The following is an 18,355-nucleotide window of genomic DNA, read 5'->3' on the forward strand; positions in this document are numbered from 1 at the left end:
TCCAACAATCTAACTTTATGATTTCACTGACAGAAGAAAACTACTTAAAAGCAATATTCCATTTAAGAAACGACGATAATACAGTAACGATTAATGAGTTAAGTAAGTTTTTAAATGTAAAGATGCCGAGCGTAAATAATATGATGAAAAAATTTGCGCTTAAAAACTGGGTGATTTACGAGACGTACAAACCGTTAAAGGTGACGTTCGAAGGTAAAAAGCAGGCTGCCTTAATTGTAAGAAAACATCGACTTACCGAAATGTTCTTGGTTGAAAAAATGAATATTGGCTGGGAAAATGTACACGAAATTGCAGAACAGTTAGAGCATGTACATTCTGATTTGTTTTTTGACAAAATGGATGAGATGTTACAACATCCGAAATTCGATCCGCATGGAGAACCAATTCCCGATAAAGAAGGAAATATTATCGCACTAGATTTGCAGAAGTTAAGCTCCTGCAAAGTTGGAGACCAAATCCTTTTCACTTCAGTCACGGTTTCCGATGACGACTTCTTAACTTATCTCAATAGCAAGGAACTTGAATTAGGTAAAAAGCTAGAAATTTTAGAAATCGAAAAATACGATCAATCAATGACCATTTTAAGGGAAGACGGTTGCACAATCACTTTAAGCAAAATGGTTTGCGACAAAATTTTGGTAAAGCTTTAGAATTTGTAGGTAGTCGTTCTTTGGAACATTAATCTAATTCCCTTAACTTTGTAAAATTCAATAAATCAATAAAAAATAATTATATGTCAAAAGCAATTTCACAGGTTCCATTCGCTATTAATGAGCCAGTTATAACTTATGAGCCAGGATCAGATGAGGTAAAATCCCTGATTGCAACTTATAAAAAAATGTGGAAAGAGAAAGTTGAAATCCCAATGGTTATTAACGGGAAAGAAATTACAACTTCGGAAAAAGTGGAAATTAATTCACCACAAGATCATCAACATAATTTAGGTTTCTATTATAAAGGAGACATGACCCATGTGGACGATGCAATCAATACTGCCTTAGCCGCCAGAGAAAAATGGAATAATTTAGGTTGGGAACAACGTGCAGCTATTTTCTTGAAAGCTGCCGACCTATTAGCTGGACCTTACAGAAATCGTTTAAATGCTGCAACAATGATTGCTCAAAGTAAAAATGTTCACCAGGCGGAAATTGATGCAGCTTGTGAGTTCATCGATTTCTTACGTTTCAATGTTGAGTTCATGACAGAAATGTACAGCGAACAACCCGTTTCAGATAGTGGAATTTGGAACAGATCAGAATACCGACCGCTGGAAGGTTTTTGTTTCGCAGTAACTCCATTTAACTTTACAGCCATTGCCGGAAACTTGCCAACATGTATGGCAATGATGGGTAATGTCGTGGTTTGGAAACCGTCTGACAAACAAGTTTATTCAGCTACCGTTATTATGGATGCTTTGATTGAAGCGGGTTTACCTGCGGGAGTAATCAATATGATTTTCACAAGTGGAAAAGATACGGCAGCAAAAGTTTTTGCACATCCAGATTTTGCAGGACTTCATTTTACTGGTTCAACTTCAGTTTTCCAAAATATGTGGAAAACGATCGGCGATAATATTCACAATTATAAAACTTACCCAAGAATCGTAGGAGAAACTGGTGGAAAAGATTTCATCATGGTTCACCCATCTGCAAATGTCGATGCCGTTGCAACGGCAATGGTGCGCGGTGCTTTTGAATACCAAGGTCAGAAATGTTCTGCAGCTTCTAGAGCTTATGTTCCTAAATCTCTGTGGAATGAGGTGAAAGCTGTAATGGAAGCGCAGATGAAAACCATTAAGATGGGAAGTCCCGAAGATCCTTCTAATTTTGTGAACGCGGTTATTGATAAAAATTCTTTCGAAAAATGTAAAGGTTACATCGAGCGTGCTGAAAAATCAAGCGATGCAAAAGTAATTATCGGTGGAAAATGCGACGATTTAAAAGGATGGTTTGTTGAACCAACTGTAATTGAAGCATCTAACCCAAGATATGAATCTGTGTGTGAAGAAATCTTTGGACCAATTCTTTCAGTTTATGTATATGAAGATTTAGACTGGACTGAAACTTTAAAATTAGTTGATGAAACATCTCCTTATTCTTTAACTGGAGCAATTTTCTCTCAAGACCGTTATGCGATCGATGAAGCGTACAAGGCATTAGAAAATGCAGCAGGAAACTTCTACATCAATGACAAACCAACTGGAGCAGTAGTAGGACAGCAACCATTTGGTGGTGCGAGAGCCTCTGGAACCAATGATAAAGCCGGGTCTAAAATGAATTTGATGAGATGGGTTTCGGTAAGAAGTATTAAAGAAACTTTTGTTTCTCCGAAAGATTATAAGTATCCATATTTAGGATAATATCTGAAATTTCTATTCAACAAAGAAAAACCAATCCGTCTTGCTGATATAGTGAGACGGATTTTTTAAATCTTTTAACAAAACTTTAATGATTTGGAAATTATCTTTGGCACAGATTTTACATCACATACCACATATAATTACTTATTCATTAAATTTAAAAACATACTATTATGAGCACTAAAAAGAACGGATTATTAGCATTGCTAGGACTTGGAGCATTAGCGTGGTGGAAATACAAGAATTCTTCAGATGAAGATAAACAAGCTGTAAAAGACACGGTAAATAATGCAAAGGACAATTTCAACAAATGGGGAAATGATTTAAAATCAAAAGCAGGCGACGTTGCTTCGCAAGTGAAAGATAAAGTTAACGATACTAAGACTTCAGTTGAAGATTCAATGAATCAAAACTAAAATCAAACTTTCTATCACATTCATATATTTAAGAAAAATCGCAGTGTAAATTTACACTGCGATTTTTTTTGTTTTATACTCCGAAATTATTTAGAAAGTTTATTTCAGGTGTTCGGATTGAGTAGGAAAATTCTCTTACTTCAATAAGGCATCAAAAGTATCACCCTGACGGATATCTCCCGTGTTGTAGCCTTTCATAAACCAATCACGTCGCTGGGCAGAACTGCCGTGCGTAAATCCTTCTTGGTTAACATAACCTTGCGACCTTTTCTGAATATTGTCATCACCAACTGCTTCCGCTGCAGAAATAGCGGATTCAATATCACCTGGCTCTAAAAATTTCTCTCGGTTATCGGTTTGCTTGGCCCAAAGTCCAGCATAAAAATCTGCTTGCAATTCGGTTGCTACTGAAACGCGATTCATTTCTGCTTCAGAATATCTTCCGCTACTCCGCAACTGATCTACTTTTTGTGTTGTTCCCAAAAGAGTTTGTACATGATGACCCATTTCGTGCGCCATTACATAAGCGATTGAGAATTCAGTTACCGTTGCTCCGAACCGTTGCTCTAATTCTTTGAAGAAACTCATATCCATATAAACCGTTTGATCGGCGGGGCAATAAAAAGGTCCCATCGCTGCTTGCGCCGTTCCGCAACCAGATTGAGTTACTGCTTCAAACATAACGACTTTCGCTGGTTGGTACTGCATTCCGTTCTCACTGAATACTTTTGTCCAAGTTTTTTCATTTTCTGCCGTAATCATTTGAACGAACTCACGAACTTTAAGTTCATTTTCGTTTAGATCACGTTGTTCTGTCTGTGCGCCACTATCCATTCCTGAGGATAAAATTGCAGAAGGATCGCCACCCAGAAAAAATATGATGGCTGCAATAATTAAAGTTCCCAGACCACCGCCTACAAGCATTCCGCCACCGCCACCAGAACCACGTCGGTCGTCTACATTACCGCTTCTACCACTTGTCCATTTCATAATTAAATCTTTTGCTAAAAATACAAAAAAAATTATTTATCGAGTTTATTTTCTTTCAGCCAAAATGAAACGCTTTGATAAGCAGAAACACAATCATCAACCAGACTTTGTTTTATATTCTTTACTGGCGTTTCCTCATAAAAGATTTTAAAATCTTCAGCATTGTTTGATTTTTGTAAACTTAAGGAATACTGCTGTACTTTTTTGGTCGGAGAAATTATGGTTAAATAATTGTCTTTAATGAGGCCTAAATCCTGATAGGTTGCGATGTAGGCTTTGGGTTCAAAATTTTTACTGAAAACATCTTGCCCTAGAAATTTTGATTGGTATTTGAAATTAAGCAGACCCAATACGGTGGGCATCACATCAATTTGAGACATCGTCTGCGTGAATTTTTCTGGTTTGATAAAACCTTCCGAAAAAACCAATCCAGGAATTCGATATTTGTCCATCGGGAGTTCTGTCTTTCCAGCACTTGAGGCACAATGATCCGCGACAATAACAAAGACCGTATTTTTATACCAAGATTGTTTCTTCGCCATCTCGAAAAATTTACGAATTGAATAATCAGTGTATTTCACACCGCCATCGCGGGACTTAGCAGTTCCAGGAATATCAATTCTTCCTTCAGGATAGGTAAATGGTCGATGATTAGAAACCGTCATCCAATGGTGGAAAAATGGTTTCCCCGCTTTTGCTTCAGCATTCATTACTTGAATCGCTTTCTTCGCCATATCTTCATCAGCAACACCCCAAACATTGGCAAATGAAATTTCATTAGGTTTAAAATTATTGCGATCTACTATTTCATACCCATTGCCTTTATAGAATTCTTCCATATTATCGAAGTAACTGTAGCCACCGTACAGAAACTTAACATCATATCCTTTCGATTTAAAAACGCTGCCTGTACTGAACTTATTCTTGTTGTTCTCTCGCTTCACGACACTTTCTCCAGCCGTAGGTGTAATACACAAAGTAAGAGCCTCCAAACCACGAACCGTGCGATTTCCAGTAGCGTAAAGGTTGGTAAACATTAATGATTTATCCGCTAAGCTATCTAAGAAAGGCATAATTTTCTGATCATTCCCATAATGCTCCAAAAATTCTGCGGATAGACTTTCAATAGAAATTAAAACAACGTTTTTTTTAAGTTCAGGATTTTCTGGATTAATGTTTCTTCTTAAAGTCGGTGGATCAAATTGTTTTAAAAAATTATGTTCTGCGACTTGCTGCTCTATAGTCTGGTAAAATTGAAAATAATCGAGTTCGTTTTGTGTAAAAGCATGATAAAATTTAGGAAAACCGTTGGCTTGAATTTCCTGCGCAAATTTATCTTCTGTTTTAATTTTATCGAATTGAGGAATTACGAAAAGACTAAGAGCAAATAAAAAGAGGAAGGATAATAGTAAAACCAACTTTTGCCCAAAATTAGGAAGCTCCAATAATTCTGATTTTGTCTTTTTATAAATAAACCAAGTGACCAATAACGCAACAGATAAAATTGCAGAGAATAAGGGAACTACAGGATAACTTTCCATAATATTTCCGATTACTTCATTGGTGTAGATCAAATAATCAACGGCGATAAAATTATAGCGAACTCCGAATTCATTCCAAAAAAAATATTCGCTGACGCCATTAAAAATAATCAATAAGACGTACAGAAAAAGGATGAGAAAGTAAAGAATATTTCGGATTTTAATTCTGTGAGTCGGCAGAAAAAGCATTAAACCAAACAGCACAGTTTTTAATCCGATGAAGCCCATGGCTATTTCTGGAAAAGAACCGCCATATTGTTTGAAGATATTGCCAGGAACAAAGGCGGTATATAAAAATGCTAGAACAAAAAGCCCGAAGATGATGTATCCATAGGGCTTTTTATATTTCGAATCAGACAGAAACAACGAATATAGCGCGAAAATACTACTGGCTAATATAAAGACGAAAACATCCGTCACGCCGCCAATCAAAATAATTTTTAAGCTTTCAAAAAAGCCAAAACTTACGGTAGTGATTGGATGAAAGATAAATATCAGACGTAAAATTAGTGAGACGATTCCGTAGAAAAGTCCCAAATAGAGATAGGGTTTTAGTTTTGATAAACTAGCAAACATTTTTTAATTAGATTTAAAAAATCAAATTATAATCGGAAAAGGAAAGCAAACCTTGCTAAAGTTTTCGTTTAAAGTCAATCATTTGCAAGGCGGTAGCCGCTGCTTCAACTCCTTTATTGCCTAGCTCACCACCACTTCTTGCGATAGATTGCTCCTTGGTATCATCGGTCAAAAGACAGAAGATCGCAGGAACATCTGTTAGAATATTACAATCCTTAATTCCCTGCGCCACAGCTGAACAAACATAGTCAAAATGCGGGGTTTCGCCACGGATGACGCATCCAATTGCGATGATTGCATCAAAATAGCCGGTCTTGCAAAGCTGCATCGAGGCATAATTGAGTTCGAACGCTCCAGGAACTTTAAAAATTTTAATATTTTCTAAACTTACTCCTTCTTTTGTAAGTACTTCCAGGGCCGCATCACGGAGATTAAAAGTTACGAAATCATTCCATTCTGAAACAACAATGCCAATTCTAAAAGAATCGGCATCGTCAATTTGTAATGGGTGATAATCAGAAAGATTCACAGTTGCCATTATTTTTTATATTTTTATTAGTAATATTTTACCATCTCGATATACGCATCAGACATGCCGTTATCATAGTCTTCATATTTCTCATCAATTGTTGAGAAGTGTTTTTTTGCTTCAACATTTTTCTTTAAAGCCAAAGCCGTGATTCCAGCTTTTCTTGTAAAGTAGTAAGAAGTGTAAGGATCATCTGAAGCAGAAATCGCTTTGTCTAAAAGTGATAACGCATCGTCACTTTTATTAAGGTTTGCCTGGCAATCTGCCATCGCACCATATTTCAACGCCATTAAAATTTTATTGTCAGAAGAAAAGTTGTCGATCAGATCATAAGCTTCTTGGTATTTCCCTTCCTTAAACTTGATTAATCCAGCATTATAAGAAGAAAGCTTACCAACCTTGGTTCCAGAATACTCTTTGTACGTTCCTAAATAACCAGGATTCGCAGCACTTTTTCCACCCAAAGCAAGTTCGTCTTTTCCATCAGCCAGATTTTTCTGAGCAGCAAGATAACTTAAAGTCGCTTCTTCGTTTCTAGGCGCTTCATAAAACTGCTGAAAAGCGAAATAACCCAAAACTGCCACCAATAATGCACCGAAAACGATCATTAAGGTTTTAGCATTTTTTTCGAGAAATTTCTCAGTATCGAGGGCACCTCTGTCTAGGTCTTTGAAAACTTCTACCGTTTCCTTGCCTTCCATTTCTTTTTTGCTGGTGCGAGATTTAAATTTTGCCATAGTTTTAATAAAAATTGAAGTGCAAATTTAACTGTTTTTGAGCGATATACAAAATTATGCTCGAAAAAACATTTTCGCTAAAATTAGACTTCAAAACAAATTTGAAATAGTGAATTTTTCCTTAGTACATTAATAGTTGATGAATTTCTGCGTTAAATTTCTCCAGCCGCTTTTCTCCTTCCAAATCTTTGAGGCCAATCAAAAAACTAAACTGCGAAACGATTCCACCTTGCTTTTGAACAAGAAGAGCTGCTGCTTCAGTTGTTCCGCCGGTTGCTAATAAATCATCGTGAATTAAGATTCTTTGTCCCGGTTTTAATTGTCCGGTTCGCATTTCTATTTCTTCCGACCCGTATTCTAAGTCGTATTTCTGACCAACAAATGGCGGCGGTAATTTTCCTTTTTTCCGAATGAGAATAAAAGGAACATCTAAAGCGACAGCGATTGCGATCCCAAAAAGATAACCACGACTTTCTATACCGCAAACGGCATCAACTTTTCCCCGACTAAACTTCGCTAAGTCAGTAATGACTTCTTCGTAGAGTTTGGGATTGAGAAATATGGGTGTAATATCTTTAAACTCAATACCTGGTTTTGGAAAATCAGGAATATTCTGAATAGTATTTTGTAAATCTTGAATTAGTTGCTGATTCATTTTTAATTAATTTTATAACTTGATATTTTCCAATCTCCGTTTACATTTTTTAAGCCGAAAGTCACCTGTACTGCTGTTGTTCTCCCTTCTTTATCGGTAATGTCATAAGTTGCGTTTACACTTGCAGCATTGGCTGTGGTGGTCTTGGTCGTCATGTTCTTTACACTAATGGTTTTAACTCCGCCAAAACCCGAAGTTGGATTAGAGAACGTTTCATACGAGCCCCAGTTAGGATTATCTGCCACATCATAGGCGCCTCGTAGATTTTGCGCTGATAAGTTGTTTAAGAACTTAGAAACGCTCGCTTTAGGATCTGCAGTCGCAGTTGGAACCTTAGGATCAGGTGTTATACCTGGAGTATCAGGAATGATGACGCTTGGCATTTCACCATCGATATTTGCTGGATTATCTGCTGGATTGCCAGCTGGCATTAATAACGCTTTGGGATTTACAGGTACTCCAATTTTAGACATTTTAAAAGTCTTCTTTGTTGTTTTAATCGAAACTGTAATATCTATTTTTTGATCAATAATTTTCTGAGCTGGCAACGAAGCGAATCTTACATTAAATCCTTTGAATTTATTATCTAACATCAAATTTTTTGAAGTGAGAATTCTATTTCCTCCGCTGAAAACCTCAAGAGTTGCTTCTAAAGCTGCACCTTCAAAAATAATAGGTTCGCCTTTCGGATCTAATAATCTTGGCGTCACTTGTAAAGCTTGTGCCCCTAAAATTTCATCATTTCCAATATTGGTGATATCAAGGTTCAAGGAATTTGCTTGTATATCATTGGCATCAAATTCTTTGGCCGACTGGTTTCCGAAAATATTCATCTCACCTAAAGAAGGTGGCCCTTTGCTTGTCCACTCAACGCCGTTTTTCTGAGCGATTTGATCTGCTAAAGAAAATATTGCGGGAACCTTCATTCCATTTATCAAATTTCCTAAGGCTTTTAGTTCGTTAGTTTCTCCATCTTCATCGACGCCGAATGTTTTCAATATATACAGCGCTTCATTAAATTTCACCTGTTGAAGAGTATTTAAACTTGAAGCCATATCATTAATACTCGACTGCAAAGTTTTGGTTGACGTGGCATCAGCGGTATCTTTCTTACAGTTAATGAGCAACAGCAATAAAGCAAAAACAAAGAAACTACTTGTTTTAAAAAAAGTAGTTTTTGGTAATAAAGATGTATTAAAGATCTGATTCATGTGATGTTTTGGTTTCTAACAAATTTATACAAAAATCCCGACAATTGCCGGGATTAAGTTTTCGAATAAAATTCAACAATTAGAAAGGATATTCGTAAATTTTAGATTCGTGTAGGTAAGGATTTCCTTCAGGAATTAATTTCAGTCTAGATAAAGTTGTCATTACGACAAAAATGAATGAACCTAATCCGAACAACACTGCTCCAAGATTTGTTAACAATCCTGTGATATTTTCCCAGTACGGTCCTACTGATCCTGGCATAACCATGTTGTAATAGACTAACCAATGTCCTGCAATGATTATAATTGCCATGGTCGTCATTACTTTATAATTTCTTTTAATGCTTGAACTTACCATTACTGATAGAGGAATCGCAAAATTCAAAACTAATATTAACCAAAACGCCCAAGAATAATACTCAAATCTACCGTAGAAATAGTTGACTTCTTCAGGGATATTGGCGTACCAATACAACATAAACTGTGCGAACCAAGTATAAGTCCATAACATAGTCGATGCAAAAAGGAAAACTCCTAGATCGTGTAAATGGTTATCATTAAATTGTGGTAAAAAACCAGTTTTCTTTAAGTAAACACTTATTACCATTATGGTGGCGATAGAGGCGGCAAGTGTACTTACCATTGCGTACCAAATGTACATGGTAGAATACCAGTGTGGGTCAATAGACATCAACCAATCCCAAGCCCAAGCCGCAGATGCAAATCCGAAGAATGCGATATAACCAACATTCCAGCTGTAATACTTTGCATATACCGATCTGCTTTTGGTTTCGTCAACTTTCTTAGAAATTGATTTCAACTTCCAAGCGAAGAACGACGCTCCAAGAACATATATTAGTGTTCTAACAATATAGAAAGGGATATTTAAGAATGTTTTCTTTTCGTAAAGAATAGGATCAAAGTGCTCACTTTTCGGATCGGTTAAAGTTCCGTCCATCCAGTGAAAGATATGCCCAAGGTGCGTCACATTCAGCACCATAATAATAATGATTACTGCTCCTGCGAAAGGGATAAATGAGGCCACTGCTTCCATTACTCTCAAAATGATAATTGACCATCCTGCGTGCGAAGCGTTTTGAATAGCGTAGAAAAACAAAGCACAACAGCTTAAAGCAAAAAGAAAAACCGCAACGGTATGAATTGCTGCTAAAGGCTGGTTTTTGAATTGCATTTTTGCGTGTTCTAAATGCGCTGCTTCATCTTGGGGTCCTACCATTTCGGCAGAATTTGAGGGAGCATTATTTCCGCCAGCATGCACTTGTTCCATCATATGTCCAATCTGGGTATCGTCGACGCCATGATTCATAAAGTAACCAGCTCCGAAAAGAACTAATCCTAAAACGACAAATACGATTGAATATAATCTTAATTTAGGTGAAAAACTATACATTTTTTTTACTCTTTTTTATTTTTTAGGACTCGTACTAGAAGCTGCTGGTGCTGCCATATCTGTAGCTGGTGTTGCATTCGCAGCAACTACAGCTGGAGCAGCAGAAAGCCCTCCTTTAAACTCACTCATAATATACAATGACACTCTCCATCGATCGCCAGGTTTCAACTGTCCTGCATATGATCCCATTGAGTTTCTACCGTGGGTCAATACATAATGTACAGAACCAATAGTTAATTCTCGGTCAGCATATTTAGGCACACCTGAATAAGCACCACTTACCACAATTGACCCTTGTCCGTCTCCAGCACTTCCGTGACAAGCTGAACAAGTCTGCTCATATAATAATTTACCTCTGGTAATATCTTTCGCTTGATTTGCTGGATCTAATGGGGAAGCTGTAATTAATTTAGATGCATCATAAAATTCATTATACTCTAAAGGAACCATTGCTTTGTTGGCAGCGGGATCTGCAAGTCCTTCTGGATTTTGCGCTACCGTACCATCAATTGGACCTAAACCAGTAGCTCCGTTATTTTTAACGAAAGCTGGAATTTCATTCTCATGTTTTGAATAAGCATCTTGCGCTTTCGCCAATGGATCATAAGCAACCGGGAAGTACATATCTGGAAAATAAACCAATGGCGGATTTTCGTTGCTGCAAGAACTTAAAGTAATTGCGGCACATCCTACGATCGCTGTAATTTTAAATATAGTCTTTGTCATTTTAAGCATCTTTTACAGTTATTTCTTCAACTCCGGTATCAATCAGAATTTGTTTTACTGCATCTACATTATCGGTAACAAACTCCATCATAAATTTATCATCGGTTGTTCTAGGATCAGGATTCTGAGGAGGACAACCAGGATACATTTTATTTCTTGCTAAGAAAGTAAGGGACATTAAGTGAGCGGCACAGAATACCATTAACTCAAACATTGGAACAACAAACGCCGGCATATTGGTTCCCCAGCTAAATGCTGGTTTACCACCGATATTCATCGGCCAGTCGTGATTCATTGTGTACCAAGTCACCAACGATCCAACCAACAAACCATACACTGCATAAAGAAAAGCAGCATCAGAAAGTCTGGTTTTTCTTAAACCTAAAGCGGTATCAAGACCATGCACCGGAAATGGGGTGTAGACTTCCGCAATAGAGATTCCTTTATCATTGAAGGCTTTTACGCCATCTAATAAATCATCATCATCGGCATAAATACCGTATATTCTTTTAGTGGTGCTCATCTTCTTCTTCTTTTGCTTTATAAGTTTCACCTGATATTTTCAAAATAGTCTTCAATTCCGCTTGTGCAATTACAGGGAACGTTCTTGCATACAATAAGAATAATACTCCAAAGAAACCGATTGTTCCTAAGAACACTCCGACATCAATGATGGAAGGTTTAAACATCGTCCACGAACTTGGTAAGTAATCTCGTGAAATATTCAAAACGATAATATCAAATCTTTCAAACCACATCCCAATATTAATAATCAATGCGATAATAAATGTTGCCATGATGTTTGTTCTTACTTTCTTAAACCAGAATAGTGCAGGAACAATTAAGTTACAAGTAATCAAAGCCCAGAACGCCCACCAGTAAGGACCAGTTGCAGATCCCGGAGAGATGTAAGTAAAGTCTTCATATCTAGATCCAGAATACCATGCGATAAAATACTCAGTAGCATAAGCTACCGTTACCATACCACCTGTTACGATAATTACAATGTTCATAATTTCGATATGATACATGGTAATATAATCTTCTAAATGTGCCACTTTCCTCGCCACAATTAAGAGCGTTTGTACCATTGCAAATCCGGAGAAAATTGCTCCAGCAACAAAGTACGGTGGATAAATTGTAGAGTGCCATCCTTTAATTACTGAAGTAGCAAAGTCAAAGGATACCGTGGTGTGTACAGAGAATACAAGTGGAGTTGCTAAACCTGCTAATACCAAAGATAATTCTTCAAATCGTTGCCAGTGTTTTGCTTTCCCACCCCAACCAAATGAAAGGAAGGTGTAGATTCTTTTAGTCCACGGTGTTTTTGCACGGTCTCTAATCATCGCAAAATCTGGAATCAGTCCCATAAACCAGAATACACTGGATACGGAGAAATACGTTGAAATTGCAAATACGTCCCAAAGTAACGGTGAGTTAAAGTTGGTCCAAAGAGAACCGAATTGGTTTGGTAAAGGGAAAACCCAGTATCCTACCCAAACTCTACCCATGTGAATTACGGGGAAGATGGCTGCTTGAACTACCGCGAAGATGGTCATCGCCTCGGCAGAACGGTTAACAGACATTCTCCATCTTTGTCTAAATAATAAAAGTACTGCAGAAATAAGCGTACCAGCGTGACCGATACCTACCCACCAAACGAAGTTGGTAATATCCCAGCCCCAGTTGTTGGTCCTATTAAGTCCCCAAGCACCAATTCCGGTACCGATGGTGTAAGCGATACAGCCAAATCCATAAATGAATAAAGCCAACGCGATCCAGAAAGAAACCCACCAGAGTTTTCCTGCTCTTTCTTCGATAGGTCTTGCAATATCATTGGAGATATCGTGATAAGTCTTGTGACCAATAATTAAAGGTTCCCTTATCGGAGCTTCGTAGTGTCCTGACATTTTTTACCTATTTATTATTTAAACATTATTTTTTCTATTTCTCACTTTGGTATGATAGAATACGTTTGGTTTAGTACCAATTTCTTCAAGCAAAGTATATCTTCTGTTGGTGCTGAAAAGCGCTCTTACTTCAGAACTCTTATCATTCATGTCACCGAATTTCATCGCACCTGTAGAACATGCATCCACACAAGCGGTAGAGAATTCACCGTCTCTAATCACTCTTCCTTCTTTCTTAGCCTCCAGAATTACGTTTTGTGTCATTTGAATACACATTGAACATTTTTCCATCACCCCTCTTGTTCTTACAACAACATCTGGGTTTAAGACCATTCTTCCGAAATCATTATTTTGATTAAAGTCGAATTTATCATTAAGGTTATAAGTAAACCAGTTGAAACGACGAACTTTATAAGGACAGTTATTTGCACAATATCTTGTACCGATACATCTGTTGTATGCCATTTGATTCTGACCTTGCTTTCCGTGCGAAGTCGCTGCCACAGGACAAACAGTTTCACATGGCGCATGGTTACAGTGCTGACACATAACAGGCTGGAAAATCACATCTGGATTCGTAGCAGGATGATTTAAAATCCCAGCTTTCTTATCTAAGAAATGACCATACATTCCTGGTACATTAAGATCTGCGGTAACGGCTTCTTCCTGAGAAAGCATACCATCTTTATTTAAGTCAATATCTGCAGGGATGTCTGTCGTATAGTAACGGTCAATTCTTAACCAGAACATATCTCTCGACATTCTTACTTCTTCTTTACCAACAACAGGAACGTTGTTTTCTGCCTGACAAGCGATGATACAAGCACCACATCCAGTACAAGAGTTTAAGTCAACTGATAAATTAAAGTGAGGTCCATCAACATCATCAAATGCATCCCAAAGGTCAATTTTACCTGCTGGTAACGCTCCTCCGATGGTGTGATATTCCAATGGTTTGTTCCATCCTAATTTTTCATCGTCAAATTTCACATTTAAGAAAGTATCTAAAGTAACTTCTCTTGCGATTTCATAACGACCCATCAAGGTATTCTGAAGTTGCATTCCTGCAAATTCATGTTCTTTTCCAGTTTTCTCAATTTTTACATTAGATAAAACTAAGTTAGAACCATCAAATAAAGGATAAGCATTAACACCGCTTTCGGCTACTTTTCCTGAATTCTTTTTACCATAACCTAAAGCTAAACCTACCGCTCCATCAGCTTGACCTGGTTGAACGTAAACTGGAACATCTTTAATAGTTACTCCATTTACCGTAAGGTTTACTACCGAACCGTCTAACTGCATTCTAGCATTAAGATCGTTATCAATTCCTAATCTTTCAGCATCTTTGGGTGACATGGTTAAATAATTATCCCAAGTCATTCTGGTAATTGGATCGGGCATTTCTTGCAACCAAGGATTGTTTGCTTGAGTTCCGTCTCCTATCGATGTTTTTGTATATAAAACTAATTCTAAATCTGAAGCTTTGAAACCCGCTAATTCAGAAATGGCTTTCGCTGAATCACCTCCTGCGTAAGAAAGCATTCCCATATTACCACCATCAATAAATCCGCTATAAAGCGCTTTATTGAATGTAGTACCACCAATCATAGTAGCAGCATTTGCTTTCAGATAGTCGTAATAATTATTATCTGTGCTGTCTTTTCCGTTCATCCAAACCAAAAGAGATTCCTCAATCTGTCTTGATTTAAAAATTTTCTGAATGGTTGGCTGCATTAAGGTGTAAGCACCTGTTTGCGGCGCCATATCTCCCCAGCTTTCTAACCAGTTTGCTACAGGAATAACAGCTTTCGCTGCTTTGTACATTTCGTTTTTCTTATCTGCAATCGCAATAACGTAAGGTACTCTTCCTAACGCTGTTTTGAACGCTTCTCCTTTGTTGCTAGAATAAATCGGGTTTACATTATTGGCAATCAAAACACCAATTTCACCCGTATCTAACCATCTTAAGAATTCCTGATATCTTACAGCATCAAACTCTTTCAAGAAGTTTGCCTTCCCTGTAAAAGCATTTGAGGCTAATTTTTGATTAATTAAATTGGCTAAAACGTGAGCAGCCTTAGAACCATCAGCGAAAACAACAGCGTTGCTGCCTTTTGACTGTAATTCTTTAACCAATTCTCCTGCTTCTTTGCTTACGCTTCCACCATTAAGACCATTGTATACTTCAACTAGAACATTATTGACCGCACTTGGTTTCAATCTAATTCTGCTGTCGGCATTGGCTCCAGTTAAAGTCATATTGGACTCAATCTGAATATGTCTCATCATATTTGGACCTGGCTTTCTTGCTAGAGCATAAGAAGTTTCTAAAGAACCACCGTTAAACTCACCTAAGAAATCTGCCTGAAAAGAAACCACCAATTGTGTTTTCGATAAGTCATATACTGGCAAAGCTCGTTGACCGAAGACTTCCTGCGCTGCATCTAAAGCTGCATTGTGCGGCAGAGCATCATAAATTACTAACTCTGCTGTTGGATATTTTGTTTTGAAATCACCAAACAATTTCTTGAATGTTGGTGAACGGAATGAATGCGATAAAACAACGATTTTCTTACCAAAGGATTGAGCTTCCTCTAAACCTTTTAAAACGAAACTATCAACTTTGTCGAAAGTTTCATCTTTACCTTCTAATTTTGGCTGTTTTACTTTGTCGTTATCATACAAAGAAAGAACTGAGGCCTGAGTTCGTGCACTTGTTTTACCTAAATCTTTAGCAATCGGATTCGGTTCAATTTTAATTGGTCGCCCTTCTCTTGTTTTTACTAAAACACTGGCAAAATCATAACCATCAAAATAAGTTGAGGCGTAGTAATTCGGAACCCCTGGAATAATTTCATGCGGCTTTACCACATAAGGAATCGATTTAATTACTGGCGCTTCACACGCTGCTAAAGTAACTGCCGCTGTAGAAAAACCTAAAAGCTTTAAGAAATCCCTTCTTGAAGGACTGCCCGATTCAGTTATCTGTTTCCCCGTAGATATTTCATCCACAGGAATCTCAGTCTGAAATTCTTTTAGAGCCAACTTATGGTTTAAGCTCGGATCTTTCAGTTCTTGAATACTTCTGAATTGTATTTTATTTGAAGCCATTGATACTTCTAATTTTTGTTATTAATAATGACATTTACCACACTCAAGACCTCCAATTGCATCTACGGTGATTTTCGCACCTGACCCATACTGTTTTTTCAGTTTGTCATGTAGATTTTTGAAGTACTCTTTATTATAACCATTGTTCATATCGATCTCAGTAGTTCTGTGACATTCTATACACCAGCCCATCGTGAAATCATTAGCCATATGCACCACATTCATGGTATCGACCTGTCCGTGACAAGCTTTACATACGATATCAATTTTCGCATTTGGATTTTTCTGATTATAAGAGCTAATGATTGCCTGCTCCCCAGCTACAACGTGTTGTGCGTGGTTAAAGTAAACAAAGTCTGGCATATTGTGAATTCTGGTCCATTCTACCGGCGCTGTCTTTCCTGTATATTGCTGCGAGGCTGGATCCCAACCTGTAGCAGCGTAAATCTTTTGGATTTCTCCGTCGTAGAAAGCTTTATCTTTTCCTGGTTCCATGTAGGCTCCATTGTATTCAGAAATGGTACGGTGACAGTTCATACAAACATTCATTGAAGGAATTTCTGAAACTTTACCATATTTCGCTGAAGAGTGACAAAGCTGACAGTCAATTTTGTTCTCGCCGGAGTGAATCTTGTGAGAGAAATAAATTGGTTGTTCAGGTTTATAACCTTTATACACGCCAATCCACATCAACATATTCCACAATCCGTAAGCTGCAAATACTCCTAAAACTACCAGTACTCCTTTTCCGATATAATCGTATTTTCTGTACACGTCTGCAAACGAAGTTGCTCTTGTAGCATTAAGACCAGTTAGTTCTTCAGTTTGTTGCAATTTCACCAATTGCTTCAGTTTTAAAAGCAACCAAACTAAAAGTCCACCGATTGACAATAGCGAAAGCAAAATAATTTTTGAATTCATTGATTGCATTTTCTCAGCTTCTAACGCGGCAACCGAATTGGTATCAACTGCGCCGGTAGCTTCTGCTACGGGCTCTGGTGCTGGAGGATTTGTGGTATACTCTAAAATATCGTCGATTTCCTGATCGGTTAGATTAGGAAATGCAGTCATTTCAGTTTTGTTAAATTTTTCGAAAACCTCAATCGCGTACTTGTCGCCAGATTCTCTTAAACTTTTATTATCTTTAATCCACTTATGGAGCCAAACTGTATCTAAATTTTGCTCCGTTTTAAGTCTGTCTACAACGCCACCTAAAGCAGGACCAACAAGTTGTTTGTCTAATGCGTGACAGGCGGTACAATCTTGCTTGAAAAGTTTTTCACCGTTCTTAGCATCTCCTTGGGCGTAAATAGAAGCACTGGTCAACAGCAATAGACCTATTGCAATGAGACCTCTTTTGTAATGCTTTCTCCAACTAATCATTTATAAAATCTTGGGTTAGTAAATTATATTGAGTTTACTTTCAATCTGGCAAAAATAACACTTTTAAGAGAAATTTAACAACCGTTCTAATTGCCATTCTGTCATTCGTCTTAATTTATAACGCTTCTAAATAACAAATGTTGGTATAATTTTTATTTGTTTTAAATTTGTAAAAATCTTTTTTAATGAAAAACCTTTTTAAAATAATCGCTGTGTTTGCTTTGTTTTCTACAAACATCTTTGAAGCACAACAAGTTGTAACCAAAGACACCCTCGCTGGAACACCCCTTTCAATGATGATGGACCAAAAAATAAGCGATTTATTAAGTACCGTGGAAGATAAATGCGCGACGAAAATCGGTGCTTCTGGCTCCAATGCCGGAAATGATTATTACGATAATACACCAAAAACCACTACTCCGAGAATCTCTGTTCCCGAAAAAGAACTGAGCAACTCTGAAATTTGCCGCAAAAACCCCCGAATCATGGGTTACAAAATTCAGCTCGCCGTAGTTAAAAGCAATAAAGAAGCAGATGAAGTGGGTTTATATTTTCGCAGAAGATTTCCTTACATTAAAGTAGAAAAGGATGTATCACTAAGACCCAACTACAAAGTGATGGCCGGAAGTTATTTCTCTAAACAAAGTGCAGCAGCAGATTTAGGAAAAATAAAGCAGCATTTTAAAGATGCGATCGCCGTTCAATATCGGGTATTCTGTGTAGAAGCAAAATAAATAGTATTTACATAAAAAAGGAAGCCGTTTTCAACTTGAAAA

16 protein-coding genes are annotated in these 18,355 nt (G+C 37.4%); 4 read left to right on the top strand and 12 right to left on the bottom strand.

From position 1 onward, the window contains the following. Positions 1-17 precede the first annotated feature (17 nt). From BMX49_RS00705 to BMX49_RS00715, 3 genes are all read left to right on the top strand, one after another. Positions 18-671: a metal-dependent transcriptional regulator gene (locus tag BMX49_RS00705; RefSeq protein ID WP_034717743.1), complete on the top strand. Its 654-nt coding sequence runs from the start codon at positions 18-20 to the stop codon at positions 669-671. 83 nt (positions 672-754) lie between these two features. After that, positions 755-2,380, top strand: a complete 1,626-nt coding sequence (gene pruA / locus BMX49_RS00710) for an L-glutamate gamma-semialdehyde dehydrogenase (protein ID WP_034717744.1) — start codon at positions 755-757, stop codon at positions 2,378-2,380. A gap of 173 nt (positions 2,381-2,553) precedes the next feature. Further along, a complete protein-coding gene (locus BMX49_RS00715) occupies positions 2,554-2,796 on the top strand; it encodes a YtxH domain-containing protein (protein WP_034717746.1) in 243 nt (80 codons plus the stop codon). A gap of 135 nt (positions 2,797-2,931) precedes the next feature. On the opposite strand, the gene ypfJ is transcribed toward BMX49_RS00715, so the two are convergent. From ypfJ to BMX49_RS00775, 12 genes are all read right to left on the bottom strand, one after another. Next, positions 2,932-3,786, bottom strand: a complete 855-nt coding sequence (gene ypfJ / locus BMX49_RS00720) for a KPN_02809 family neutral zinc metallopeptidase (RefSeq protein WP_034717747.1) — start codon at positions 3,784-3,786, stop codon at positions 2,932-2,934. Positions 3,787-3,818: 32 nt separating this feature from the next. Next, positions 3,819-5,903 (bottom strand): LTA synthase family protein, encoded by a 2,085-nt coding sequence (locus BMX49_RS00725; protein WP_034717750.1) that lies wholly within the window; start codon positions 5,901-5,903, stop codon positions 3,819-3,821. A 55-nt stretch (positions 5,904-5,958) separates the two neighbouring features. Continuing rightward, positions 5,959-6,441, bottom strand: a complete 483-nt coding sequence (gene ribH, locus BMX49_RS00730) for a 6,7-dimethyl-8-ribityllumazine synthase (RefSeq protein ID WP_034717751.1) — start codon at positions 6,439-6,441, stop codon at positions 5,959-5,961. 17 nt (positions 6,442-6,458) lie between these two features. Beyond that, the gene (locus BMX49_RS00735) at positions 6,459-7,169 is read right to left on the bottom strand and encodes a YfgM family protein (RefSeq protein ID WP_034717753.1); all 711 of its coding nucleotides are present in this window, start codon (positions 7,167-7,169) and stop codon (positions 6,459-6,461) included. 121 nt (positions 7,170-7,290) lie between these two features. Continuing rightward, positions 7,291-7,824 carry an adenine phosphoribosyltransferase gene (locus tag BMX49_RS00740; protein ID WP_034717755.1) on the bottom strand — a complete coding sequence of 178 codons (534 nt, stop codon included), beginning with the start codon at positions 7,822-7,824 and terminating at the stop codon, positions 7,291-7,293. Positions 7,825-7,826: 2 nt separating this feature from the next. Beyond that, positions 7,827-9,035 carry an NTF2-like N-terminal transpeptidase gene (locus BMX49_RS00745; protein WP_074726696.1) on the bottom strand — a complete coding sequence of 403 codons (1,209 nt, stop codon included), beginning with the start codon at positions 9,033-9,035 and terminating at the stop codon, positions 7,827-7,829. Between the two features lie 79 nt (positions 9,036-9,114). Further along, complete coding sequence (locus tag BMX49_RS00750; protein ID WP_034717756.1) at positions 9,115-10,446, bottom strand: hypothetical protein; 1,332 nt, start codon at positions 10,444-10,446, stop codon at positions 9,115-9,117. 15 nt (positions 10,447-10,461) lie between these two features. Then, positions 10,462-11,181 (bottom strand): c-type cytochrome, encoded by a 720-nt coding sequence (locus BMX49_RS00755; RefSeq protein WP_034717758.1) that lies wholly within the window; start codon positions 11,179-11,181, stop codon positions 10,462-10,464. Then, the gene (locus BMX49_RS00760) at positions 11,174-11,695 is read right to left on the bottom strand and encodes a DUF3341 domain-containing protein (RefSeq protein ID WP_034717759.1); all 522 of its coding nucleotides are present in this window, start codon (positions 11,693-11,695) and stop codon (positions 11,174-11,176) included. Before BMX49_RS00760 ends, BMX49_RS00755 begins: the two co-directional genes overlap by 8 nt. After that, a complete protein-coding gene (nrfD, locus tag BMX49_RS00765) occupies positions 11,682-13,082 on the bottom strand; it encodes an NrfD/PsrC family molybdoenzyme membrane anchor subunit (protein ID WP_034717761.1) in 1,401 nt (466 codons plus the stop codon). Before nrfD ends, BMX49_RS00760 begins: the two co-directional genes overlap by 14 nt. An 18-nt stretch (positions 13,083-13,100) precedes the next feature. Beyond that, entirely contained in the window at positions 13,101-16,196 is a 3,096-nt protein-coding gene (locus tag BMX49_RS00770; protein ID WP_034717762.1) for a TAT-variant-translocated molybdopterin oxidoreductase, read from the bottom strand. Positions 16,197-16,217: 21 nt separating this feature from the next. Then, positions 16,218-17,579 (bottom strand): c-type cytochrome, encoded by a 1,362-nt coding sequence (locus BMX49_RS00775; protein WP_034717764.1) that lies wholly within the window; start codon positions 17,577-17,579, stop codon positions 16,218-16,220. 185 nt (positions 17,580-17,764) lie between these two features. On the opposite strand from BMX49_RS00775, the gene BMX49_RS00780 reads away from it, so the two are divergent. After that, complete coding sequence (locus tag BMX49_RS00780; RefSeq protein ID WP_034717766.1) at positions 17,765-18,313, top strand: SPOR domain-containing protein; 549 nt, start codon at positions 17,765-17,767, stop codon at positions 18,311-18,313. Positions 18,314-18,355: the final 42 nt, after the last annotated feature.

This window comes from Kaistella antarctica, from assembly GCF_900109615.1.
Taxonomy (GTDB): domain Bacteria; phylum Bacteroidota; class Bacteroidia; order Flavobacteriales; family Weeksellaceae; genus Kaistella; species Kaistella antarctica.